The sequence below is a fragment of the Aeromicrobium sp. genome, from assembly GCF_032084975.1.
In the GTDB taxonomy this organism is placed as follows: Bacteria; Actinomycetota; Actinomycetes; order Propionibacteriales; family Nocardioidaceae; genus Aeromicrobium.
Map to the genome: position 1 here is coordinate 1 of NZ_DAMDLR010000046.1, position 21,880 is coordinate 21,880.

Genomic DNA, 21,880 nt, shown 5'->3' on the forward strand with positions numbered 1-21,880 from the left:
ATCGTGCGCTCGGACTCGGCCCGGGCCTCCTCGACGCGGCTCTCGGCCTCCTCGCGGGCGCGGGCCAGCACTCGCTCGGACTCCGCGCGCGTCTGCTCCGCCTCGGCGATCGCGGCCTCGACCACGGCCTCGGCGTTGCGGGCGGCGGCCCCGGAGATCTCGAGGGTGTGCTGCTCGGCCTCCTGGACGATGCGCTCGACGTACTCCTCGGCCTCGGTCGTGCGCTGCTCGCCCCGTGCCTGGGCGGTGGCGACGACCTCGGCCGCTCGGGCCTCGGCGGCACGGGTCAGCTGATCGGCCTTCTCGTGGGCATCGGCCAGGAGGCGTCCGGCCTCGACGGCGGCCTCGGTGAGCATCGCTCCGGTCCGCTCGTGCGCGTCGGCGAAGGTGGTCTCCGCGTCGCGCTCGGCGGCCTCACGGCGCTGTTCGGCGTCACGCACCAGGATCGTGGCCTGCTCGCTCGCGTCGGCGACGATCGTGACGGCGTCCTCGGATGCGCGATCGAGTTGCTCGGTGACGTTGACGAGGTGGGCCTGCGCCGTGTCGCGCACCTGCCGCGCGTCGTCGTACAGCAGCCGAGCTTCGGCCTCGAGGCGTCGTGCCTCGGTGGTGATCCGCTCGGCCTCGGCGACTGCGGACGCCTCGAGCTCGGAGGCGACCTCCTGGGCGTGGCGCAGGAGGTCGGCCACGCCTCGGGCGTGCCTCGTGGCAGACCCGGAGTCGGTGGAACGGTCGGAAGGCATGGTTCGGTCAGTGTCCCACGTGAATCTGCCCGGATCGAGGGGCAAGTCGGCGCTTCCCGTCGGGTGAGACGCGACGCGCCCGCCGGGTGCACGGGGCGGCGGGGACCTCGGACCGCCGTCGTGGCGGACGGGGGTGCCTAGGATGACCCAGATGAGCCAGGACCCGATGATCAGGCCGATCGGACCCCGGGGCGTCCTGTTGCACGTCGGGCCCCACAAGACCGGCACGACCGCCATCCAGGGCGCGTTGGCAGCCGTTCGTGACGAGCTCGCCGCGTTGGGCGTCCTCTACCCGGGACAGACCCGCTCGCAGGCGAACGCGGGCCGCGTGGCGTCGGGATTCGCGAGTCCGATCGGCACGGTGTTGCCCCCGCAGCACCACTGGGACGATCTCGTGGACGAGGTGCGGGCGGCGCCCGGCCGGGTCGTGATCAGCAGCGAGTACTTCGACGTGGTCCGGTCACCGCGGACGACGCAGATCGCGGAGCGGCTCGGTGTCGAGCGGCTCGACGTCGTCGTGACCGCGGCGCCGCTGGCCTCGGTCATGCCGTCCTCGTGGCAGCAGGCCGTGCGCTCCAACCTGAGGCTCACGTTCGACGACTGGCTGCACACGGTGTTCGACGAGCCGGACGGACGGGACGCGGCCGTGTTCTGGCTGCGTCAGCGAATCGACGACCAGGTCCGGCGCTGGGCCGAGGTCGTCGGTCCCGAGCGGGTCCACGTGGTCGTGACGGACAAGCGCCGGCCGCGGCGGCTGTTCGACTCCTTCGAGGACCTGCTGGGACTGCCGCGCGACCTGCTGCAGTCGCAGTCCACGGCCAGCAACCGCTCGTTCACCGCCCAGGAGATCGAGCTCGTCCGCCGTGTCAACGAGCGGATCAAGGCCCGCGGCTGGTCACCGGCGATCCAGGCACGCTTCGTGCGGCTCGGGGCGGTCCGTCAGCTGCGCGGTCGCCGCCCGCGGCCGGACGAGGCACGCGTGGCGATGCCCGACTGGGCCGTCGAGCGCGCGAACGACGCGGCCCGGACGATGATCTCCGGGATCGTGGCGTCAGGTGCCGACGTGATCGGCGACCTCGACGCGCTCATCACGGCGCCCGCCGACGTCGGCCCGATGCCGGCAGTCACGACCGTGGACATGGACGTCGCGGTCCGGGCCGTCATCGGCGCGATGCGCGGGGGCGGTGCCGACCTGCTCCGCGAGAAGTACGCGACCGCCGAGACGGTCAACGAGTACCCCGGCGTGTCGAGCGCCCCCACTGAGCTCTTGCGGGCCGAGCTGGCCCGACGCGGCGTGGACACGGACGAGTCCGGACGAGGCCGCAGGCCGCGTCGGCGCCGATCCGCCACCGAATGAGGACGAGCCTCAGCGCCAGCGGAATCGGTCGAGGGCGACGCCCAGTCCCGGTACCCGCGACAGGACCTCGAACAGGACGTAGCCGAGAAGGCCGCCGAGGACGTTGAACATCAGGTCGTTCACGTCGGCGACGTGGCCGCCGCCCAGAAGGCGCGCGGTCAGCAGTTGGGTGGCCTCGATCGTGAGGCTGAGCGCCGCCGCCACCGCGACGACGCGCCACCAAGACGTCCTCGCCAGCAGGAGCGGGACGATCATTCCCACGGGTACGAAGACGACGATGTTCATCACCGCATCGGCTACCTCGTAGTTCTCGAACGGCTCCAGGTAGAGGGACGAGTGCCACGGTGACCCGCTGCGGCTGGGCATGTCCAGGTAGATCGGGAACACCGTGTTGGCGACGACTCCGGCGACGTAGAAGCAGAGCGCGAAGGCCACGGCGGCGCGCGGTGCCGAGAGCATGCCGCGGCGGCGCAGGTGCCACAGGAGGGCCAGGAAGACCGCTGCCGCGAGCGGCACCACCAGGGGGAGGACCGGGACCTCTCGGAACATCCTCGGTCACTCCTCGTCCCGTCGTCCGGCCACGCGTCGTCGGCGGCCCGCGGAACATCCTGTACCTGTGATCTGAGGCGCGGGACGGTGGCCCACTCCCCACGGGCTCGCCGGAGTCCCGGTGAGGTGACGCTGTTCGGGTGGGCCCCGTGGGACTCGAACCCACAACCCGCGGATTAAAAGTCCGCTGCTCTGCCAATTGAGCTAGAGGCCCGCGCCGCTGGCGCAGGAACAGTCTGCCAGTCGTGCTGTCGCGACCCGTCAGCCGCGGCCGAACAGCCTGCGCAGCCTGCGCAGGACGCGGGCGGAGAACCCTCGGACGGTCGTCCGCTCGATCCGCTCGAGGCGGGCGGACAGCTCATCGATGCGGCGCTGCTGCGTCCGCTGCTTCTCGTCACGCTGGTCGGCCAGGCGGGCGTGCCGTGAGCCGGCCCCTTGGTAGGTCGGCGTGTTGAAGGGGTAGTCGTACCGCCTCGGGTGGCGGCTCATGTCGATCACCATCGCGTGCCGGAGCCAGTCCAGGCGGGCGGCGACCTCGCTCAGGTCGGGGGCGGCGAGCGTCTGAACGGCCGGCGGGAACGAAGCCTGCTCGAGCCGTGTGTCGAACTGCGATCCGTCACTCCCCGGCTGCCAGCGGTGCTCGAGTCCGTTGCGTTCGAGGAACGCGGTGTACCGGCCGAACCGATCGGGCAGCGCCTCGTTGAACGCGGTCGGGTCGGTGGCCGCGTAGAGCTCCTCGACCGAGACGGGCTCGTCGAAGCGCGGCTGCACGCGGTGCGGCATCTGGTGGTACTCGGCCAGCTCGAGCGTGCGCGAGTCGTGGGCCAGCATCATCGCGGGCGTGCCGGCCAGCAGGGCCGCCACGTTGCCGTGGAAACGGGTGCCGTAGGCGAAGTCCTGACGGGCCAGGAAGTCGTACCAGGTCCACGTGTCCACGAAGAGCCGCATCCGGTTCTCCTGGTAGAGCCGGTGGCGCAGGTGCGTGGGCACGAGCGGGTCGTCCACGTGCGGGTGGGCGGTGCCCCACAGCAGCAGGCGCAGGTCGTGCGCGTCCTGGCCGATGTAGGTCAGGTTCGGGTGGCGGGCCGCCTGGTCCGTGGCGAAGGTCCCGATGCCCGGGACCTCGGGGGTCAGGTTCAGTGCCAGCGCCGCGTCGGCCGTGATCGAGTCGAGCCTCTTGTGCACCTGCAGGTCGGGACCCTGCAGGAACAACGAGGGACATCCGATGACGTCGATCGAGTCCGCCGGGAAGCCCAGGTGCACGAGGAAGTCCCGCGTGAACTCGCCCCGCACGCCGATCGAGGCGGAGCGGTCGAGCACGGCCGCGACGAAGCGACGGGTGGCGTCCTCGACGTCGGCGAGGGGGCCGAACGAGCGGTCCGCGGGCGCCTGGGCGCCGATGCCGATCACGGTGGCCGGGATCGTCAGCTGCTCGATCAGGGTCGTGAGGTTCTCGAGCTTGTCCGCGAAGTCGGCACGGAAGGAGTTGGCCATCGGGATGACGAAGTGGTCGAACTCGTCGCTGATCCGCCGGGCGTCCTGTGAGCCGGCCGCACGCCGCTCGCTCAGGGTCGAGTTCGCGATCAGCTCGTGCGGCGCGACGTCGAGCGCCTTCCACACCGAGTGCTGGAAGAGGTAGTTGCCGCTGTTGGAGTTGAAGACGTCCTGCGTCAGGGTCGTCTCGGGTGCGACTGCCGTGAACGGGTCCTTGCCCGCGCGGATCAGGATCCGAGCCATGGCGACAGTGTGGCAGAGCGCACCACCGCCACGGCGCGACGTGATCGTCGTCACCTCTGCTTCCTCACGAAACACACAGGCGTACACTGGCGGAGTCACTTTGTCTGGTACCCGTCCCGGGACTGGAACGAAAGGCAACACACATGTCGCACCCTCGCGTGGGTGTGGTCGGCGCCGGCCGAGTCGGCGCTGTCCTCGCCGCCCGGCTGCAGCGCGCCGGTCACCACATCGCCGCCGTCAGCGGTCGCTCCACCGCGTCCCAGTTGCGCGTGCAGACCCTGCTGCCCGGCGTCCCCGTGCTCGACCGCGTCGAGGTCGTCCACCGCGCCGAGATCCTGTTCCTGGCGGTTCCGGACGACGCGCTGGCCGATGTCGCCCGCGAGCTCGCTCCGCACGTCCGTCACGGGCAGCTGATCGCGCACACCAGCGGGCGCCACGGTCTCGACGTCCTCGCTCCGCTGGCCCACGCCGGCGCACGCACGATCGCGATGCACCCCGCCATGACCTTCACCGGCACCGAGGTCGACCTCGACCGCGGCTGCGTCTTCGGCGTCACGGCCGAGGCCGCCGATCGCGACGTCGCCGACACGCTTGTCGCCGAGCTCGGCGGCACCGTCATGTGGGTCGCGGAGTCCGACCGCGCGACCTATCACGCGTCGCTGGCCCACGGCGCGAACCATCTGACGACGATCGTCACGCAGGCGATGGACCTGCTGCGCCAGATCGGCGCCGAGGACCCGGCGGCCGTCCTGCGCCCGCTGCTGAACGCGGCCCTGGACAACACGCTCGCCTACGGCGACGCCGCCCTCACCGGTCCGGTCGCCCGCGGCGACGTCGACACGGTGCGAGCCCACGTCGCCCGCCTCGACGACCCGACCACGCGCCGGACCTACGCCGCCCTCGCGACGGCCACCGCCGACCGGGCCGAGTCCACCGGCCGGATCGACACGGACACCGCGGACGCCGTCCGCACGGCCGTGATCCGCGAGAAGGTCCGCTGATGCCCACCGTCGTCCGCACCGCGGCCGAGCTGCGCGCCGCCACGTCCGGGACCGTCGCCCTCGTCCCCACGATGGGCGCGCTCCACGACGGCCACGTGAGCCTCATGGAGTACGCGCGGCCCCTCGCCGACACGCTCGTCGTGTCGATCTTCGTCAACCCGACGCAGTTCGCGCCCGGCGAGGACCTCGACGCCTACCCCCGCACGTTCGACGAGGACCTTCAGCGGTGCGACGAGGCGGGCGTCGACCTGGTCTTCGCGCCCTCGGTCGAGGAGATGTACCCGGCCGGACTGTCCGACACGGTCACGGTCGACCCCGGCCCGCTGGCCACGATCCTCGAGGGCGCCCAGCGCCCGACGCACTTCCGTGGCGTGCTGACGGTCGTCGCGAAGCTGTTCGGCCTCGTCCGTCCGGACGTGGCCGTTTTCGGCGAGAAGGACTACCAGCAGCTGACGCTGATCCGGCTCATGTCGCGTGAGCTGTGCCTGGGCGTCGAGGTCGTGGGCTGTCCCACGGTCCGCGAGCCCGACGGCCTCGCGATGAGCTCGCGCAACCGCTACCTCTCGGCGACCGAGCGCGAGCGTGCCGCCGCGATCTCGGCCGCCCTGCGCGCCGGCGTCGACGCCGGCCCCGACGGCCCCGAGGCCGTCCTCCATGCCTCCGGGAAGGTGCTGGCCGACGCCGGCGTCGACCCGGACTATCTCGTGCTCACCAGCCCCGACCTCGGACCGGCCCAGCCCGGCCGGGAGGCGAGGTTGCTGGTGGCCGCCCGAGTGGGCCAGCCGCGCCTGCTCGACAACTGTGCGGTCCCGCTGGGGACCGCGAAGAACCAAGGGAAGTGACCCGATGCTGCGCACCATGATGAAGTCCAAGATCCACCGCGCGACCGTGACGCAGGCCGACCTGCACTACGTCGGCTCGGTCACCGTCGACGAGGACCTGCTGGACGCCTCCGACATCCTGCCCGGCGAGCTCGTGCACATCGTCGACGTCACCAACGGCGCCCGGCTGGAGACCTACACGATCGCGGGCCCGCGCGGCTCGGGGATCATCGGCATCAACGGCGCCGCGGCGCACCTGGTCCACCCCGGCGACATCGTCATCCTCATCGCGTACGCGCAGGTCGACGACGCCGAGGCCCGCGAGCTGCAGCCCAGCGTCGTGTTCGTCGACGAGGACAACCGGATCGTCACGCTCGGGAACGACGCCGCCGAGGTTCCCGCGGACTCGGGCCTCAAGCGCGGCGACCTCGTGACGGTCTGAGCCTGCCGACATGACGCTCCTGGCGATCGACGCCGGCAACGCCGAGACCCGCATCGGCCTGTTCGACGGGGAAGAGCTCAGCGGCGACTTCGTCGTCGCCTCCGACGAGCGCCGCACGTCCGACGAGTGGTTCCTGCTCGTCGACGGGTTCCTGCGCCGGACGGGGCTGCCGCCGGTCTCCGAGATCGTCATGTGCTGCACCGTGCCCGCCCTGCTCGTCGCCCTGCGCCGGGCGTACCGCCGCTACTACGACGACCTGCCCGTCTGGATCGTCGGCCCCGGGGTCAAGACCGGCGTGCCGATCCACACCGACAACCCGCGCGAGGTGGGGACGGACCGCATCGTCAACGCCCTGGCGGCGAAGGAGCTGTACGGCGGGCCGGCGATCGTCGTCGACCTGACCGGCACGGCGACGGTCGTCGACGCGATCGACGCGGAAGGGCGCTACCTCGGTGGTGCGATCGCGCCGGGCGTCGAGGTCTCCCTCGAGGCGCTGGCCAAGCGGAGTGCGCAGCTGCGCAGCGTCGAGATCACCACGCCACGCGACGTCATCGGCAAGAACACGGTCGAGGCGCTGCAGTCCGGGACGGTCTTCGGCTTCGCCGGGCTCATCGACGCGATCGTCGAGCGGATGATCGACTCGCTCGGCGAGGATCCCCAGGACGTCTCGGTGATCGCCACCGGCAGTCACGCGGCCGTCGTCCTGAGCGAGTGCGAGACCATCACGGCCCGCAACTCGCGGCTCACGCTCGAGGGCCTGCGGCTCGTCGCCGCGAAGAACCGCTGAGCGCGCGTGGCCCCGGGCGGGATCCGGCGTCAGACGAGGGCGGGGCGCGCGACGGTCACGTCGTTCGTGGTGATCGCGTCGACCCCGAGGTCGCGGAGCCGCGCGAACTGGCGCGGGTCGTCGATGGTCCAGGCCGTGACGGTTCCGCCCGACGCGTGCACGCGCTCGACCAGGCGGCGGTCGACGCGGCGGGCGTAGACGTGGAACTCGTCGAAACGGCGCAGGTCGTCCGCCGTCGGCGGGCGGTTCGAGACCAGGCCCACCGCGTGGTGCAGCGGCAGGGCCGCCTCGGCGATGTCGCGGTCGAAGCTCATGAGCGTGACGCGACCGCGGCCGCCCAGCTCGTCCAGGACGGCGCGCACGTAGCCGCGCGGGTCGACGGGGGAGGCCTTCAACTCGACCGACAGCTGGACGTCCGTGCCGCGCAGGGCGTGCACGACATCGCGCAGGGTCGGTACGGGCGTGCCCGTGAAGACGCCGGACTTCCAGCCGCCCGCGTCGAGCATGGCGAGCTCCGCGAGGGTGAACCGCTCGACGGGCATGCCCACCTTGGAGGGCTGGAGATCGGCCAGGTTCGTGGTCCTCAGCGGCGAGCGGTCGTGCATCAGCACGATCGAGCCGTCGGCGGTGGGACGCACGTCGAACTCGACGCCGTCGGCGCCCAGCCGCACTGCTTCGCGCAGGGCGGGAATGGTGTTCTCCGGATGGGTGCTGCTCTGGCCCCGGTGGCCGTTGATGCGCACGTGCTGGCTCATGTCTCCACGGTGAGCGCCGAACCTGACCGTGGGGTGAACGCAGGCTGTGGGTCTGCCGAACACTGGCCGCGCAGTGCGATGGAGGCGAGGCGGCGCGTCGTCGTCCGTCCCGGCCGAGAGCCAGCGTCGGGACCGTTCCCTACGATGGCCGGAGCCGGGCATTGTGCGTCGACGATGCCAGCCCGGACCACGGCCGCGCCGCGGCGACCCGACCGGGAGGACCTGCATGACCACCACGACCCGTGAGATCCACCTCGCCCAGCGCCCCACAGGAGTGCCGGGACCCGAGACGTATCGCTTCGTCGAGCGCGAGCTGCGGGACCTGCGCGACGGGGACGTACTGGTCGAGAACCTCGTCCTGACCGTCGATCCCTACATGCGCCCGCGCATGAACGACGTGAAGTCCTACGTCCCGCCGTTCCGGCTGGACCACGCCCTCGATGGCGGCGCGGTCGGCGTGGTCGTGGAGTCCCGCTCGGACTCCCTGCCCGTCGGCAGCATCGTGCGGCACGGGCTCGGCTGGCGTGAGCACGCCGTGCTGGCCGCCGAGTACGCGACGAAGCTCGACCTCAACGGATTGCCCTCCTCGTATTTCCTGGGCGTGCTGGGCATGCCGGGCATGACCGCCTACGCGGGCCTGTTCGACGTCGCTGCGTTCCAGCCCGGCGACTCCGTCTTCGTGTCGGCAGCGGCCGGTGCGGTCGGCAGCCTCGTGGGCCAGTTCGCCCGCCTCGCCGGGGCCGATCGTGTGGTCGGCAGCGCCGGCTCGGCCGAGAAGGTCGCGCTCCTGGTCGATGAGCTGAAGTTCGACGCGGCCATCAACTACCGCGACGGCGACGTCATGGGTCAGCTGGGCGCGGCGCTGCCGGACGGCTTCGACGTCTACTTCGACAACGTGGGCGGCGATCACCTCGAGGCTGCGCTCGAGCACATCAACGAGCGCGGTCGCATGGCGCTCTGCGGATCGATCTCGGGCTACAACGACCCCAACCCCAAGGGCCCGCGCAACATGTTCAAGGCCGTCGGCAAGCGACTGACGATGCGGGGCTTCATCGTGAGCGATCACGAGAGCCTGCGCCCCGAGTTCGAGCAGAAGGTGGGCCAGTGGCTCCACCAGGGCGACATCGCGTACCGCGAGACCGCGTGGGACGGGCTGGACGCCATGCCCGACGCGTTCGCGGGGCTGCTGACCGGAGCGAACACGGGCAAGGCGATCGTGCGTCTGCGTGAGGACCCCACCACCTGAGACGCGGGCTCGTACCCGTGACTTCGCGCGCAATCGGTTCGGTGACGCGTATTTAGGATGGTCCGACAGGCGCAGAGTGCGACGCGCTGGAGGAGTCATGATGGATCCGCGGCAAGTGGAGTATTTCTTGGCGGTGGCCGAATGCGGGAGCATCTCGGCCGCTGCTCGGCAGCTCGGCGTCAGTCAACCGACGCTGTCCGAGGCGGTGGCGCGCATGGAGTCCGACCTGGCGGTGCCGCTCTTCCGGCGCCAGCCCCGGGGTGTCGTGCTGACGGGCGCCGGTCGCGATCTTGTCGGTCCGGCCGCCCAGGTGCTGCGCGCTCATGCCGAGCTGAAGGAGGCGCTGCGCCCGGCCCAGCACCTGGAGCGAGGTCGACTCAGCGTGGTGTGTCCACGCACGCTTGCGCAGGACCCGGTAGCCGAGCTGGTTGGTCGGTTCCGGCAGAGGTATCCCGGCGTCGTCGTGAGTTTGCTGCGTCCGCACGGTGGCGAGTCCGCCGTCGATGTCGTCGCTTCGGGGCGAGCCGAGGTCGGCATCGGCGTCGGCAACCCGTCCGGCACCGACCTGACCAGCGAACTGCTGACCCGACAGCGCGTCGTCGCCTTGTTGCATCCCGACCTCGACGTCGGCCCCTCCCCGGACCTGGCCGACCTGGTAGCTAGGGGCCTCGTCGTCACGCCTCAGGGTGGCGTCACGCGCCGGCTGTTGTCCGAGTGCCTAGGTCAGCGTGTCGTCGACGAAGCGGTCGTCGTCGAGACCAGCTCGACCGGTGCGATGGTGCCGCTAGTGCGTGCGGGCTTGGGGATCGCCTTCGTCTCCGAGGCCATGGGCCGCGACGCCGAGGCCGTGGGTCTGCTAGTGCGCGCCCCGCGCCCCGCGCTGCGTCGGGACGTCTGGTTGACCTTCGGTGCCACGCTCTCGCCCGCGGCTCGTGAGTTCGTCGCCATGGCACGTCGGATGCGAGAAGCTCGCGAGTTGGAGCCCGCGACGTGAGCTCGCGTGGATCCGAGTCGCCCAGCCGCCGAATGCGCCTGCGCCATCTCGAGTACTTCGTCGCGGTGGCTGAGCACGGCAGCATCGCGGCTGCGGCGAACGAGCTCTACGTCGCGGCCTCAGGGGTATCGCAGACCGTCGCCGAGCTCGAGTCGCTGCTAGGCGCCAGGCTGTTCGAGCGCAGCCGTTCAGGTTCCAGGCCCACCGCGGCGGGCCAGACGATGTTGGGACCGGCACGCAGGGCGCTAGAGGCATTCGCGGCGGCCACGTCATTCGACGGCGAGAGTATCGACGGTCCCCACAGCCTCTCGGTCCTCTCGACACCGAGCCTCGTGCTGGAGCCGACATCGACGCTGCTCGGGGAGTTGAACAGGCGACTTCCCGGGGTGAGGATCGATTTGACCGAGCCGACGGGAGCCTTCGTCTCGGACGCGGTGCAGCCGGTCCTCGCCGGCACCGTGGACGTCGCCATCACCGAGCACCCGGAAGCGCCCATCGTCGGGACGCGCATCGTGCGCATGCGGGACCAGGACACCCTCTTGGTATGTCCCCCTGGCACCCCTGCGCCGCCTGATGGCACCTTCACTTCGAGTGATCTGCTGAACATCGGCCTCGTGGTCGCTCCGCTCTTCGAGAGCTCCGCGGTGTGTGCCCAGCTGCAAGCCGTGGAACCGAGGGTGACACAAGCCATCGTGATGCGATCGGAGCATCGGGATGCGTTCCTCACTCTGGCGCGCGCCGGCGCTGGCGCCGTCCTGCTCGAACGCCGCCGTGCCGAGCGGGCCGCGACGCTGGGGTGCGTGATCGGCGAACTGGCCGAACTGCCGCCGCGACGCATTTCGGCCGTGGCCCGCGCCGATCGCGGATCACCGGCATTGGAGGCCTTTCTAGACCTGTGTTCCGAAGGGCGCTCCGAGGTCGCAGGCCAAGAGCGGGACACAACAGATTTGGTATAGGCATCTCCGATGGCTGGCAAATATTCACCTATTTGATTGAGCGTGAGTCGCGTCACAGGATGGGTCCCGACATGACGCCGGACACATCTACCAATGCTCGGAGGACCCAACCCGTGACTGGAATGCCACCGCCACTCCGCGGAGTACGCGTGCTCGAGCTCGGGCAATACATCGCCGTGCCGGGCGCCGCACAGATCCTTGCCGACCAGGGCGCGACCGTGATCAAGGTTGAGGCGCCGGGAGGAGAGCCAGCCCGGTTGCTGCCCGGGTATGGCGCCGCGATGGTGCAGGCGTACAACCGCAACAAGACCTGTGTCGAACTGGACCTGAAGTCTGCGGTGGGGTTGGAGAACGCGCGCCGGCTGGCTCTTTCCTGCGATGTCGTGCTGGCGAACTTCCGCCCCGGCGCACTTGAGCGGCTCGGCCTGGACGCCGAGGCGCTCCGGTCGATCCGTCCCGACCTCGTTCACCTGTCCTTCACCGGCTTTGGAGCCGAGGGCTCCCTGAGGTCGCGCGCGGGCCTCGACATCGCGGCGCAGGCGGAGTCGGGGATCATGTGGGTCACGGGCGCAGCCGACGGCGAGCCGCAACGAGTCGGGTTCCCGGTCGTTGATGCCGCCGCTACTCATGTCGTCGCCCAGGCCGCGTCCGCAGCCCTGCTCGGCCGCGCCGCGCACGGCACGGGTGCCTCGATCCAGATCTCACTGTGGGACGTCGCCCTGACCTTGCAGGCCGCCAACTGGATGGAATATGCGCTCACGGGCGTCGAACCGGTCCGTACGGGCAACGGCCAGCCGAGCGCCGCCCCCGCGGCGGAGCTGATCGAGGTCGCCGACGGATGGGTCGTCCTCTCGGCCTATACCCCTCAGCACTGGCGCCGACTTTGTGAGCTCATCGGTGCCGAGCATCTGTTCGACGACCCGCGGTTCGCGACCTCGCTGGACAGGGTTCGCCATCGTCCGGCACTCCATGCGGAGATGGCGCGCGTCTTCTCCTCGATGGATCGGGCCGAGGTGGTCTCGATGCTCAATGGCGCCGGACTCGTGTGCGGCTCGGTCAACAGCTACGGCGAAGCGAAGGCCCTCCGGGACACCCAGCCGCGCTCGCCATTTGTGAGCGTGTCCGCACCCGGAGACGAGGACCCCGAATGGCAACTCGGCCCCGTGGCCCAGTGGTGGGACGACGTCGGCGAACCCGTTCCTGTGAAGACCAGCGGTTTCGACAACGACCGTCTCGATGACCTGCTCAGCGCCCCTACCGACCCCGAACCCCTCAGGAGCCATTCATGAAGACTCGCAATCGCCTTTCCGTCCTCGTCGCGCTGACAGCCGTCGGATTCACATGCGCCTGTGGGGTGTCCGAGACCGAGGACGCGTCGACCTTCCCGAGCCGCACGATCGAGGTCGTCGTCCCATATCCGCCGGGCGGTGGATCCGACGTGCTGGCGCGCGCGCTCGTCGATGAGATCAACGCCTCGGGCGACCTCGACGCCGACATGCAGATCATCAACCGCGAAGGTGGCGCCGGTGTCGTCGGCGTCGGTGAGACGCTTTCGGCAGACGCTGACGGATACACGGTAGTGGTGGCGCCGGAAGGCCCGATCACTCTGCAGCCGCAGGTCACCGACGTCAGTTACGAGCCGCTTGACCTTACGCCGATCGCGCAGGTCACCCGCGGCCCGGTCGTCATCGCGGTGCCGGACGATTCTCCGTTCAAGTCGATGGACGACCTCGTCGCCGCGGCGCGCAAGTCGCCGGGGACGGTCACGCTCGGTGAGGGACCACTGTCGTACGCCGTCCCCGCCGCCCAGATCGAGCAGATGGAGGACGTGAGCTTCCGCCACGTGGACTACGAGGGTGACGCTGCCTCCACCACGGCGCTGCTCGGCGCCAACGTCGACGCGGCGTTTACCCAGATCAGCGGGATCCTCTCGCAGGTCAAGTCCGGCTCGCTCCGAGTCCTGGCCGTCGGCAGCCCCGAGCGCTCCACGTTCATGCCGGAGGTGCCCACCTTCAAGGAGGCCGGCATCGACATCGAGGCCACGGCCGTCTACGCGGTCTTCGGTCCGGCCGGGATCCCGTCCGACGTTGCTGACGTGCTGACTGAGGCCTTCACGACAGCCATGGCCTCCCCGAAGTTCGAGAAGGTCGCCGAGACGGCGGGACTGCCCATTCAGCCCGCTGAAGGCGACGAACTGATGACCTACTTCACCGACCGCTCCGCCGAGGTGCAGGACGTCATCGAGTCCGCCGGTGGCTCGTTGTGAGTGACGTCGTTTCGGCCGAGCCGCAGGACGTGTCGGAGCCGCGAACGGTGGCCGCGCCAGCTCCGATCGATTCAGCAGCCAGCAGATCGCGGTTCGCCGCGGGAGCCGCGATTGCCGGTATCGCCTACGCGGTCACTGCCGTGAGCTACGACCTGGGCACGGTCGCCTCACCTGGCGCGGGCGCACTGCCGTTTGCCGTCGGTTGCGCAACAGCGGTGATCGGTGCGTTCGTCGCCGTCGCGGACCGTCGCGGTACGCGTGCCGAAGCGCTCGCGACCGAGACCGCCAGTGCGGACGAGCGAGGTGACAGGTCGTCGCGCTTCGGTCCACGCCTCACGCTCGTGATCGCGGCTCTGGCTTGCGTGTTCATGATCTGGCAGGCCCGTATCGTCGGCCTGCTCCCGGCTGTAGGTCTCGGTATCGCCGTGCTGGCGTGGACGATGCGCAGCCGCGTCCTGACCGCCCTGCTGACGGGAACGAGCTTCTACCTGTTCTCGTTCGTCGTTTTCCACCTGTGGCTCGAGGTCCCGCTGCCTCGTGGCTACTTCTGAGGAGTCCCATGTTCAGCGACCTTATGAGTGGCTTCGGCGCGCTGATGGCGCCGGAGTACCTCGCACTCGCGGTACTCGGCGTCGTGATCGGCAGCCTGGTCGGCGTCCTGCCCGGAATCGGCCCGATCGGCGCGATGTCGATCCTGCTCGGCCTTACCACCCAGATCGGTGCGACGGGCTCCCTCATCCTGTTCGCCGGGATCTACTACGGATCCGCCTACGGCGGTTCGACGACATCGATCTTGCTGAACCTTCCGGGCGAGAGCAGCTCGGTCGTCACGGCCATCGATGGGCACGCGATGACTCGGAAGGGTCGCGCAGGTGCCGCGCTCACTATCGCGGCCGTCGGCTCCTTCATCGCTGGCACGATCAGCATCATCGGTCTCACGGTATTCGCTCCGCTGCTGGGCGATGTCGCCGTTCAACTCGGACCTCCGGAGTACCTAGCACTGACGATTGTCGGCTTGGGCCTACTGGTGCTCATGGCCCCCGGACGTGTAGGCATGTCGATGCTCACGATCGGTCTCGGGCTCGCGATCGCCCTCATCGGGATCGATCCGCTGAGCGCAACCTCCCGCTTCACGTTCGGCGTCAACGAACTCAATGGCGGGTTGAGCTTCATCGCTCTCGCGATGGGTCTCTTCGGTGTTGCCGAGGTCTTGGACGAGATGACAGGCCGCCAGCGGCGCGACCAGCCGAAGGCACCCAGTCTGCGAGAACTGGTGCCGACACGTGAGGAGATGCGTCGCGCGCTGCCCGCGTCCCTCCGGGGCTCGGTGATCGGCTTCTTCCTGGGTCTCGTGCCCGGGCCCGCCGCGGTGACGTCGACGTTCGCCTCGTACGTCGCCGAGCGCAAGATCTCCAAGCACCCCGAGAAATTCGGTCACGGCGCAGTCGAGGGGGTTGCGGGGCCAGAGTCGGCAAACAACGCCGCGGCTGGCGCGGCGTTCATTCCGCTCCTCGTGCTGGGCATCCCGTTCGCGCCCACGATGGCGCTCGTGTTGGCTGCCCTGCTGCTCAACAACGTCGTGCCGGGCCCGACCTTCATCCAAGATCAGCCGGAGCTGTTCTGGACCGTGATCGCAGCGATGTACCTCGCGAATCTGATGCTGCTGGTCCTCAATCTGCCGCTCGTCGGCCTGTTCACTCGCCTGCTGTCCGTGCCGGCGGGCATCCTGAGCCCGTTGGTGCTCGGACTCTGTTTCGTCGGTGTCTACGCCGAGAGCAACAGCATGTTCGACGTCGCCACCATGGTGTTCGCCGGCTTTGCGGGCCTTGCGCTCAAGCGCCGCGGCATCAGCCCGGCGCCGCTGATCTTGGCATTCGTGCTCGCGCCCACTCTGGAGTCATCCAGCCGCCAGACCCTCTCGCTCATGGGCGGTGATCCCGGCTACCTGCTGGGCCGTCCGGTGGTCGTCACACTCGTCGCCGTCCTGATCCTCGTGGTCGTCGTCCGGACGCTGCTCGCGTGGCGTGCACGCGGCGCCCTCGCCGAGATCCTGATCGACTCCGTCGAGCCCGCTGACGGCCTCACATCCAACCGGGACCCCCATCCCACCATCTCGTCGTTGGCCTCCACCAATCGCGCCAACGACACGAATCCGAGGAGAAGCTCATGACCCGATCCATCTTGGACCTGGCCGACGAGGTCTGGAACGGCAGAACCCATCTGAACGACATCCGGGACTATCCGGTAGACCAACTGGAAGAGGTTGCTCCGGGCGTGATGATGGCTCCCGGCTTCGGGCATGCCTTCGTGATTGACCACGGTGACGGTGTCGCGCTGTTCGACACGGGTCCGCGTGAGACGGCCAAGGCTTTGAACGAGGGGGTACGGCGACTGACTGACAAGCCCCTGACGCACGCGGTCTATTCCCACGGCCACCTCGACCATGTCTTCGGTGTCGGACCGTTCGACGAGGAGGCCGACGCAGGCGGTCAGGCGCGTCCCATCGTGATCGCACACGAGAACGTCGCCCGGCGCTTTGAGAGGTACGACCGTTCGAAGGGCTTCAACACCACGATCAACAAGAGGCAGTTCCGTAACCCCGATCTGGTGTGGCCGGCGGCGTACCGCATGCCCGACATCGCGTACGTCGACGTGCACACGCTTTCGGTCGGCGACCTGGTGATCCAGCTCAAGCACTGCAAGGGTGAGACCGACGACCACACGGTCGGCTGGATCCCGGAAAGGAAGATCCTGTTCCCGGGGGACTTGTTCCTCGGGGTCGCACCAAACGCCGGCAACCCTCAGAAGGTGCAGCGATTTGCCGAGGAGTGGGCAGCCGCACTGCGGTGGATGGCAGGCCTCGGCGCGGAGTACATGCTGGGGAGCCACGGGGTCCCGGTCGTGGGGGAGGAACGCATTCGGACTGCGCTGACCGACACGGCCCAATATCTCGAGACGATCGTCGAGCAGACTCTCGCCATCATGAACGCAGGTGGCACGGTCCTCGAGGCTATCCATGACGTCGAGGTGCCTGCGGAGCTGGCGCAGAAATGGTATCTCCAGCCTGTCTACGACGAGCCGGAGTTCATCGTGCGCAACATCTGGCGCCGGTACGCCGGGTGGTACGACGGCGACCCGGCGCACCTGAAGCCGGCTCGCTCGGAGGAGCTCGCGGCCGAGATCGCGGCACTCGCCGGAGGCCCCGACGTGCTCGCGGGACGATCTGAGGCGCTGGCCGAGCAGGGCGACCTTCGCCTCGCAGGACATCTGGCGCAGCTGGCCGTGCAGGCCGCTCCGGACGATCCTCGGGTCCACGCCGCGCGCGAGACCGTCTATGCCGCCAAAGCCAAAGCTGAGCGCAGCACCATGGCCAAGGGAATCTACGCGTGGGCCGCGGCCGAGTCTCGTGCCGTGACCACCGGAGGAGACACGTTGTCCCAGCTGTCGACGCTGGCAGGGCGCCGGCCAGTCAGCCTGTGACGACGGAGAGGCCGACCCAGCGGTGGCCGCAGTCCGTCTACGGCGATGGTGACGAGCCGGATCCCAGATTCAGCTTCGCCAATCAGCGGACGCTACTCGCGTGGGTCCGGACTGCGCTGGCGCTGGTGCTGGCGGCGGCGGTGGTCGACGCGGTGCCAGTGGACGTGTCATCCACGCTCCGCATCGGCGCGACCTTGCTTCTCAGTGTCCTGGGCATCGGTGCGGCCCTGCAGGGATGGCGCGCCTGGGTCCTGGCCGAACGAGCGCTTCGCCACGGGCAACCACTGCCGAGCAGCGGCGGCATGGGACTGGTCCTGGTGTCCGGGGTGGGCGCGGCCGCAGCGCTCGTCATCGGTGTGGCTCTGGCCGGGGGATACACGTATGCGTGACCCGGGACTCTACGTCGAGCGAACCGCCCTGGCGTGGTCCCGCACGTGGCTGGCGGCGGTCGTCGGGCTGGGGCTCAGCCTGCGACTCGTCGCCAGCCACGGCCAGTGGCTGTTCATCGCGGTGACGGTGGTCGTCGCCCTGATGGGCGTGACGTCGGTCGTGGTCGTGGGCTCGCCCGTCGCACGTAGCGCGTTCTTGATGGTCACGGCCATCGTGGTCGGCATGCTGACGATCGTCTCGTCAGTCCTGCGTCTGGCTGGCGTGTGATCGAGATCGTGCCGGGATTACTGGTTCTGATCGCCGCTGCCGTGATCGCAGGCGCGATGGTTCAGTCTGTCGTCGGGATCGGCGTCGGCCTGATCGCGGCTCCCCCGATCGCCCTGCTGGCTCCGGAATTGATGCCGGGGACCCTGCTGGTGCTGGGATTAGCCATGCCGGTTCTGACGCTCCTGCGCGAGCGGTCGGACGTCGACTGGCATGGCGTCGCCTGGGCGCTGCCGGGTCGGCTGCTGGGCACCGCGGCGGGCGTTTGGGTCGTCTCAGCGGTGAGTGCTCGAGCGCTCGGCGTCGCGGTGGGTTGTGTCGTGCTCGTGGCCGCACTCATCACGGTGCGGTCGATCACGGTGCCCGTGACCCGCACGTCCTTGAATGTGGCCGGATTCACCAGCGGTGTCGTCGGGACGACGTCGGCGGTCGGCGGTCCGCCGATGGCCCTTCTGTACCAGCACCGTCCCGCATCCGAGATCCGCTCGACCATGGCAGTGTTCTTCCTCGTCGGGACGTCCTTGAGCGTCGTGAGCCTCGCTGCATCGGGACACCTGCCCGCGGCGCAGATGCTGGTGGGGTTGGCGCTTTTCCCCGCCCTGCTCCTGGGCGAACTTGGGGGAAGGCGGTTGCGGGGGCGCGTCCCGCCCGGGCGGGTTCGAGCCGCGGTGCTGGCGACCTGCGCAGCCTCTTCCATCGTGTTGATCGCCCGTTCGCTCTGGTGAGACCGGACGTTCAGCGAGAGCTTGAGTGCGATCGGGCGGTGCCCGTCGGATTCGTGGCGACCGATCCTGCCGAGCCCCGCCGAGCGCGTTAATCTCCGGGGATGAGGTTCTTGCGACTGATCGCCGACGCGTACTGGTCCATCAGCCGGTGGAGCTTCGTCTCCGAGCCGGCACCCAAGGGCTCGGGCATCCTGGTCGCCGGCCCGCACACGTCGAACTGGGACTTCGTGCTGATGCTGGCCATCGCGTGGAAGAGCGGCTTCCGGCCCTACTTCATGGGCAAGAAGGAGCTGTTCCGCGGGCCCGCGGGGCCGATCATGCGCGCCCTGGGGGGCATCGAGGTCGACCGCAAGAACCCCGTGGGCGTCGCCGAGGACCTCATCGAGCGGGCCAGGTCCGATGAGGACTTCCAGGTCGTCATCACTCCCGAGGGCACCCGCGGCGGCGTCGAGCGGTGGAAGTCGGGCTTCTACCGGATCGCGCGCGAGGGCGACCTGCCGGTCACCCTCGGGTACTGCGACCGCAAGACCATGACCGCGGGCCTCGGGCCCACGATCCACCTGACGGGCGACGTCAAGGCCGACATGGACGTCATCCGCGCCTTCTACGCCGACAAGTGGGGCGTCCGTCCCGAGCGTCGCGTCGTGCCCCGCCTCGCCGAGGAGGAGCGCGCCGCGGAGTGAGCGGTCGAGGCCGGGCAGCCCTGCCACGTGGGGCGACTAGACTCGTGCCTCGTGACGCAGACGCCTGAGCTCCCCGAGGACGACCTTCCCGAGCAGATGCGGGTTCGCCGCGAGAAGCGCCAGCGCCTGCTGGACGCCGGCGTCGATCCCTATCCGCTGCTCGTCGAGCGCACCCACACCATCGGCGAGGTCGTCGAGTCCAACGACGCCGAGCAGTTGGGTCCCGACGCCCACACGGGCCAGATCGTGGCGATCGCCGGACGCGTGATCTTCCTGCGCAACACCGGCAAGCTGTGCTTCGTGCGGCTGCGCGAGGGCGACGGCACCGAGATCCAAGCCATGCTGTCGCTCGCCGAGGTGGGCGAGGAGTCGCTCGCCGACTTCAAGGCGCTCGTCGACCTGGGCGACCACCTCGTCGTGGGTGGCGAGGTCATCACCAGCCGCCGCGGCGAGCTGTCGGTCATGGCCACCCGGTGGCAGATCGCGGCCAAGACCCTGCGCCCGTTGCCCGTCGAGCACAAGCCGTTGTCGGACGAGTCCCGCACGCGCATGCGCTACCTCGACCTCATCGTCCGCGAGGAGGCTCGCCAGAACGTCCGCGTGAAGGCGGCCGTGCTCAAGTCGCTTCGCGCGACGCTCGACCGCCACGGCTACATCGAGGTCGAGACCCCGGTCCTGCAGCACACGAACGGCGGCGCCGCGGCGCGTCCGTTCCACACGCACCTGAACGCCTTCGACGAGCCCGTCCTGCTGCGCATCGCGCTCGAGCTGCACCTCAAGCGCGCGCTCGTCGGCGGCATCGACAAGGTCTACGAGATCGGCAAGACGTTCCGCAACGAGGGTGTCGACAACACCCACAACCCCGAGTTCATGATGCTCGAGGCGTACGAGTCCTACGGCTCCTACGACACGATGGCCGCGCTCGTGCGCGACCTCGTGGTCGACGCCGCTCGCGCCGTCGGCAAGACCGTCGTCCCCGCGCGCGACGGCAGCACGATCGACCTCGAGGCGCCGTGGCGCCGGGCGACGATCCACGAGCTGGTCGGCGAGGCCACCGGTGTGACGGTCGATGTCGAGACCCCCGAGGACCGCCTGCGCGAGCTGGCCGCCGAGCACGACGTCACGCTCCAGGACGGCTGGGGCGCGGGCGAGATCGTGCTCGAGCTGTTCGAGAAGCTCGTCGAGCACACGCTGATCCAGCCCACGTTCGTGTGCGACTACCCCGAGGCCGTGCGCCCGCTGGCCAAGAAGCACCGCAGCACGCCGGGCCTGGTCGAGGCATGGGACCTGATCATCAACGGCGTCGAGCTGGCCCCGGCCTACTCCGAGCTGAACGACCCGGTGATCCAGCGCGAGCGGCTCGAGGAGCAGGCGCGCCTCGCCGCGGCGGGCGACCCCGAGGCGATGGACGTCGACGAGGACTTCCTGCGCTCGCTCGAGTTCGGCATGCCGCCGGCGGGCGGCATCGGCGTGGGCGTCGACCGCCTCGTGATGCTGCTGCAGGGCATCGGCATCCGCGAGGCGATCCTGTTCCCCGTGCAGCGGCGCGAGTAGGTCAGTCGGTCGCGCCGAGGTTGCGCAGCAGGAGCGCCTCGGCCAGCACGACGCGCTCGAACTCCGCCAGGTGCAGGCCCTCATTCGCCCCGTGGGCGCGGGTGTCCGGGTCCTCGACGCCGGTGACGAGCACGCTGGCGTCGGGGAACGTCTCGAGGAACTCGGCGATGAACGGGATCGACCCCGCCGATGCCCATGTCGACCGGAGCCGTGCCGTCCCACGCCTCGGTGAACGCGGCGCGGGCCGCCTCGTAGGCAGGCCCAGTGGCGTCGATCGCCGTCGCCTCGCCCGTGTCGACCACGGTGAACGTCAGCTCGGCACCCCACGGGACGTGCCGCTCGCAGTGGCGGCGCAGGGCCTCGACGGCGTTGGCGCCGGTGTCGCCGGGCGCGATGCGCAGCGAGACCTTGGCGCGGGCGGAGGGGACCAGCGTGTTGCTCGCGCCGTCGACCCGGGGCGCGTCGAGTCCGGTGATCGAGAGCGCCGGCCTGGTCCACAGTCGCTCCACGACCGGCCCGGCCCCGATCCATTCGACGCCCGGGTTGGCGCCCGACTCGGCGCGCAGGCGTTCCTCGGGGTACTCGACGTCCGCGGCGGGCCCGCTGTGCAGGCCCTCGATGGCCACGTTGCCGGCGTCGTCGTGGAACGAGGAGATCAGCCGGCTGAGCGTCATCAACGCGTCGGGCACGAGCCCGCCCCACATGCCCGAGTGCACGGCGTGCGTCAGGGTGCGCACCTCGATGTCGGCGCGCACCAGGCCACGCAGGCTGGTGGTCAGCGCAGGGACGCCGATGTCCCAGTCCGCGATCACGATGACGTCGGCGGCGAGCCGGTCGCGATGCCGGCGCAGCAACTCGGGCAGTGTGTCGGAGCCGACCTCCTCCTCGCCCTCGACGAAGACCGTGACGCTCACGGGCAGGTCGTCGCCGAAGACACGCACGGCGCCCAGGTGCGCGGCGATGCCGGCCTTGTCGTCGGCGGCGCCGCGGGCGTACAGCCGGCCGTCGCGCTCGGTCGGCAGGAACGGCGGGGAGTCCCATTCGGCGTGGTCGTTCTCGGGCTGGACGTCGTGGTGCGCGTACAGCAGGACGGTCGGCGCGCCGGCCGGGCCCGGCTTGTGGGCGATGAC

General features: G+C 69.9%; 24 protein-coding genes and 1 tRNA gene. 18 read left to right on the forward strand and 7 right to left on the reverse strand.

All coding sequences use genetic code 11. The annotated features are described in order from the left end of the window. The coding region (locus RT323_RS11355) for a hypothetical protein (RefSeq protein WP_313408379.1) at positions 1–689 on the reverse strand (689 nt) is incomplete at its 3' end. A 205-nt stretch (positions 690–894) separates the two neighbouring features. On the opposite strand from RT323_RS11355, the gene RT323_RS11360 reads away from it, so the two are divergent. Further along, a complete protein-coding gene (locus RT323_RS11360; protein ID WP_313408382.1) occupies positions 895–2,100 on the forward strand; it encodes a hypothetical protein in 1,206 nt (401 codons plus the stop codon). A gap of 9 nt (positions 2,101–2,109) precedes the next feature. Here the strand turns inward: RT323_RS11360 and RT323_RS11365 are convergent, their stop codons facing one another. From RT323_RS11365 to RT323_RS11375, 3 genes are all read right to left on the reverse strand, one after another. Then, the gene (locus RT323_RS11365; RefSeq protein WP_313408385.1) at positions 2,110–2,649 is read right to left on the reverse strand and encodes a VanZ family protein; all 540 of its coding nucleotides are present in this window, start codon (positions 2,647–2,649) and stop codon (positions 2,110–2,112) included. A gap of 141 nt (positions 2,650–2,790) precedes the next feature. Further along, positions 2,791–2,863: transfer RNA gene (locus tag RT323_RS11370), tRNA-Lys, on the reverse strand. Positions 2,864–2,910: 47 nt separating this feature from the next. Next, complete coding sequence (locus RT323_RS11375; protein WP_313408387.1) at positions 2,911–4,386, reverse strand: polysaccharide pyruvyl transferase family protein; 1,476 nt, start codon at positions 4,384–4,386, stop codon at positions 2,911–2,913. 143 nt (positions 4,387–4,529) lie between these two features. Between RT323_RS11375 and RT323_RS11380 the strand changes: the two genes are divergently transcribed. From RT323_RS11380 to RT323_RS11395, 4 genes are read left to right on the forward strand one after another with little or no spacing between them, the layout of a single operon-like run. After that, positions 4,530–5,387: a DUF2520 domain-containing protein gene (locus tag RT323_RS11380; RefSeq protein ID WP_313408391.1), complete on the forward strand. Its 858-nt coding sequence runs from the start codon at positions 4,530–4,532 to the stop codon at positions 5,385–5,387. Further along, positions 5,387–6,229, forward strand: coding sequence for a pantoate--beta-alanine ligase (panC, locus tag RT323_RS11385; protein ID WP_313408393.1), 843 nt, complete (start codon positions 5,387–5,389; stop codon positions 6,227–6,229). Before RT323_RS11380 ends, panC begins: the two co-directional genes overlap by 1 nt. Before the next feature lie 4 nt (positions 6,230–6,233). Then, positions 6,234–6,650 carry an aspartate 1-decarboxylase gene (panD, locus tag RT323_RS11390; protein WP_313408396.1) on the forward strand — a complete coding sequence of 139 codons (417 nt, stop codon included), beginning with the start codon at positions 6,234–6,236 and terminating at the stop codon, positions 6,648–6,650. A 10-nt stretch (positions 6,651–6,660) separates the two neighbouring features. Then, entirely contained in the window at positions 6,661–7,437 is a 777-nt protein-coding gene (locus tag RT323_RS11395) for a type III pantothenate kinase (protein WP_313408399.1), read from the forward strand. Positions 7,438–7,466: 29 nt separating this feature from the next. Here RT323_RS11395 and RT323_RS11400 read toward each other — a convergent pair whose 3' ends face one another. After that, on the reverse strand, positions 7,467–8,192 hold the full coding sequence (locus RT323_RS11400; protein ID WP_313408402.1) for a glycerophosphodiester phosphodiesterase family protein: 726 nt from the start codon (positions 8,190–8,192) through the stop codon (positions 7,467–7,469). A gap of 226 nt (positions 8,193–8,418) precedes the next feature. On the opposite strand from RT323_RS11400, the gene RT323_RS11405 reads away from it, so the two are divergent. From RT323_RS11405 to lysS, 13 genes are all read left to right on the forward strand, one after another. Then, on the forward strand, positions 8,419–9,438 hold the full coding sequence (locus RT323_RS11405; RefSeq protein ID WP_313408405.1) for an NADP-dependent oxidoreductase: 1,020 nt from the start codon (positions 8,419–8,421) through the stop codon (positions 9,436–9,438). 100 nt (positions 9,439–9,538) lie between these two features. Next, complete coding sequence (locus RT323_RS11410) at positions 9,539–10,432, forward strand: LysR family transcriptional regulator (protein ID WP_313408408.1); 894 nt, start codon at positions 9,539–9,541, stop codon at positions 10,430–10,432. Between the two features lie 32 nt (positions 10,433–10,464). Further along, positions 10,465–11,388: a LysR family transcriptional regulator gene (locus RT323_RS11415; protein ID WP_313408411.1), complete on the forward strand. Its 924-nt coding sequence runs from the start codon at positions 10,465–10,467 to the stop codon at positions 11,386–11,388. 122 nt (positions 11,389–11,510) lie between these two features. After that, positions 11,511–12,677, forward strand: coding sequence for a CoA transferase (locus RT323_RS11420; RefSeq protein ID WP_313408431.1), 1,167 nt, complete (start codon positions 11,511–11,513; stop codon positions 12,675–12,677). Next, positions 12,674–13,654, forward strand: a complete 981-nt coding sequence (locus tag RT323_RS11425; RefSeq protein ID WP_313408412.1) for a tripartite tricarboxylate transporter substrate binding protein — start codon at positions 12,674–12,676, stop codon at positions 13,652–13,654. The genes RT323_RS11420 and RT323_RS11425 overlap by 4 nt, the downstream gene beginning before the upstream one ends. Positions 13,655–13,701: 47 nt before the next feature. Beyond that, a complete protein-coding gene (locus RT323_RS11430) occupies positions 13,702–14,205 on the forward strand; it encodes a tripartite tricarboxylate transporter TctB family protein (RefSeq protein WP_313408432.1) in 504 nt (167 codons plus the stop codon). A gap of 8 nt (positions 14,206–14,213) precedes the next feature. After that, positions 14,214–15,824 carry a tripartite tricarboxylate transporter permease gene (locus RT323_RS11435; RefSeq protein ID WP_313408415.1) on the forward strand — a complete coding sequence of 537 codons (1,611 nt, stop codon included), beginning with the start codon at positions 14,214–14,216 and terminating at the stop codon, positions 15,822–15,824. Further along, positions 15,821–17,134: an alkyl sulfatase dimerization domain-containing protein gene (locus RT323_RS11440; protein ID WP_313408417.1), complete on the forward strand. Its 1,314-nt coding sequence runs from the start codon at positions 15,821–15,823 to the stop codon at positions 17,132–17,134. The genes RT323_RS11435 and RT323_RS11440 overlap by 4 nt, the downstream gene beginning before the upstream one ends. Further along, positions 17,131–17,523, forward strand: a complete 393-nt coding sequence (locus RT323_RS11445) for a DUF202 domain-containing protein (protein ID WP_313408419.1) — start codon at positions 17,131–17,133, stop codon at positions 17,521–17,523. Before RT323_RS11440 ends, RT323_RS11445 begins: the two co-directional genes overlap by 4 nt. Continuing rightward, positions 17,516–17,791 carry a hypothetical protein gene (locus tag RT323_RS11450; protein ID WP_313408421.1) on the forward strand — a complete coding sequence of 92 codons (276 nt, stop codon included), beginning with the start codon at positions 17,516–17,518 and terminating at the stop codon, positions 17,789–17,791. The genes RT323_RS11445 and RT323_RS11450 overlap by 8 nt, the downstream gene beginning before the upstream one ends. Next, complete coding sequence (locus tag RT323_RS11455; protein ID WP_313408423.1) at positions 17,788–18,513, forward strand: sulfite exporter TauE/SafE family protein; 726 nt, start codon at positions 17,788–17,790, stop codon at positions 18,511–18,513. Before RT323_RS11450 ends, RT323_RS11455 begins: the two co-directional genes overlap by 4 nt. A 101-nt stretch (positions 18,514–18,614) precedes the next feature. After that, the gene (locus tag RT323_RS11460) at positions 18,615–19,196 is read left to right on the forward strand and encodes a 1-acyl-sn-glycerol-3-phosphate acyltransferase (protein ID WP_313408425.1); all 582 of its coding nucleotides are present in this window, start codon (positions 18,615–18,617) and stop codon (positions 19,194–19,196) included. A gap of 96 nt (positions 19,197–19,292) precedes the next feature. Beyond that, entirely contained in the window at positions 19,293–20,750 is a 1,458-nt protein-coding gene (gene lysS / locus RT323_RS11465; protein ID WP_313408434.1) for a lysine--tRNA ligase, read from the forward strand. A gap of 1 nt (position 20,751) precedes the next feature. Here the strand turns inward: lysS and RT323_RS11470 are convergent, their stop codons facing one another. Together RT323_RS11470 and RT323_RS11475 are read right to left on the reverse strand one after the other, a co-directional pair. Next, positions 20,752–20,883: a hypothetical protein gene (locus RT323_RS11470; RefSeq protein WP_313408427.1), complete on the reverse strand. Its 132-nt coding sequence runs from the start codon at positions 20,881–20,883 to the stop codon at positions 20,752–20,754. After that, positions 20,831–21,880 (reverse strand): M20/M25/M40 family metallo-hydrolase (locus RT323_RS11475; RefSeq protein WP_313408429.1); only part of this gene is annotated, 1,050 nt, incomplete at its 5' end. The genes RT323_RS11475 and RT323_RS11470, both read right to left, overlap by 53 nt.

Excerpts from the sequence above, each read along its gene's own strand:
- RT323_RS11360 (WP_313408382.1), top strand. The coding sequence starts at position 895 with ATGAGCCAGGACCCGATGATCAGGCCGATCGGACCCCGGGGCGTCCTG.
- RT323_RS11365 (WP_313408385.1), bottom strand. The coding sequence starts at position 2,649 with ATGTTCCGAGAGGTCCCGGTCCTCCCCCTGGTGGTGCCGCTCGCGGCA.
- RT323_RS11375 (WP_313408387.1), bottom strand. The coding sequence starts at position 4,386 with ATGGCTCGGATCCTGATCCGCGCGGGCAAGGACCCGTTCACGGCAGTC.
- RT323_RS11380 (WP_313408391.1), top strand. The coding sequence starts at position 4,530 with ATGTCGCACCCTCGCGTGGGTGTGGTCGGCGCCGGCCGAGTCGGCGCT.
- panC (WP_313408393.1), top strand. The coding sequence starts at position 5,387 with ATGCCCACCGTCGTCCGCACCGCGGCCGAGCTGCGCGCCGCCACGTCC.
- panD (WP_313408396.1), top strand. The coding sequence starts at position 6,234 with ATGCTGCGCACCATGATGAAGTCCAAGATCCACCGCGCGACCGTGACG.
- RT323_RS11395 (WP_313408399.1), top strand. The coding sequence starts at position 6,661 with ATGACGCTCCTGGCGATCGACGCCGGCAACGCCGAGACCCGCATCGGC.
- RT323_RS11400 (WP_313408402.1), bottom strand. The coding sequence starts at position 8,192 with ATGAGCCAGCACGTGCGCATCAACGGCCACCGGGGCCAGAGCAGCACC.
- RT323_RS11405 (WP_313408405.1), top strand. The coding sequence starts at position 8,419 with ATGACCACCACGACCCGTGAGATCCACCTCGCCCAGCGCCCCACAGGA.
- RT323_RS11410 (WP_313408408.1), top strand. The coding sequence starts at position 9,539 with ATGGATCCGCGGCAAGTGGAGTATTTCTTGGCGGTGGCCGAATGCGGG.
- RT323_RS11415 (WP_313408411.1), top strand. The coding sequence starts at position 10,465 with ATGCGCCTGCGCCATCTCGAGTACTTCGTCGCGGTGGCTGAGCACGGC.
- RT323_RS11420 (WP_313408431.1), top strand. The coding sequence starts at position 11,511 with ATGCCACCGCCACTCCGCGGAGTACGCGTGCTCGAGCTCGGGCAATAC.
- RT323_RS11425 (WP_313408412.1), top strand. The coding sequence starts at position 12,674 with ATGAAGACTCGCAATCGCCTTTCCGTCCTCGTCGCGCTGACAGCCGTC.
- RT323_RS11435 (WP_313408415.1), top strand. The coding sequence starts at position 14,214 with ATGTTCAGCGACCTTATGAGTGGCTTCGGCGCGCTGATGGCGCCGGAG.
- RT323_RS11440 (WP_313408417.1), top strand. The coding sequence starts at position 15,821 with ATGACCCGATCCATCTTGGACCTGGCCGACGAGGTCTGGAACGGCAGA.
- RT323_RS11450 (WP_313408421.1), top strand. The coding sequence starts at position 17,516 with ATGCGTGACCCGGGACTCTACGTCGAGCGAACCGCCCTGGCGTGGTCC.
- RT323_RS11460 (WP_313408425.1), top strand. The coding sequence starts at position 18,615 with ATGAGGTTCTTGCGACTGATCGCCGACGCGTACTGGTCCATCAGCCGG.
- lysS (WP_313408434.1), top strand. The coding sequence starts at position 19,293 with ATGCGGGTTCGCCGCGAGAAGCGCCAGCGCCTGCTGGACGCCGGCGTC.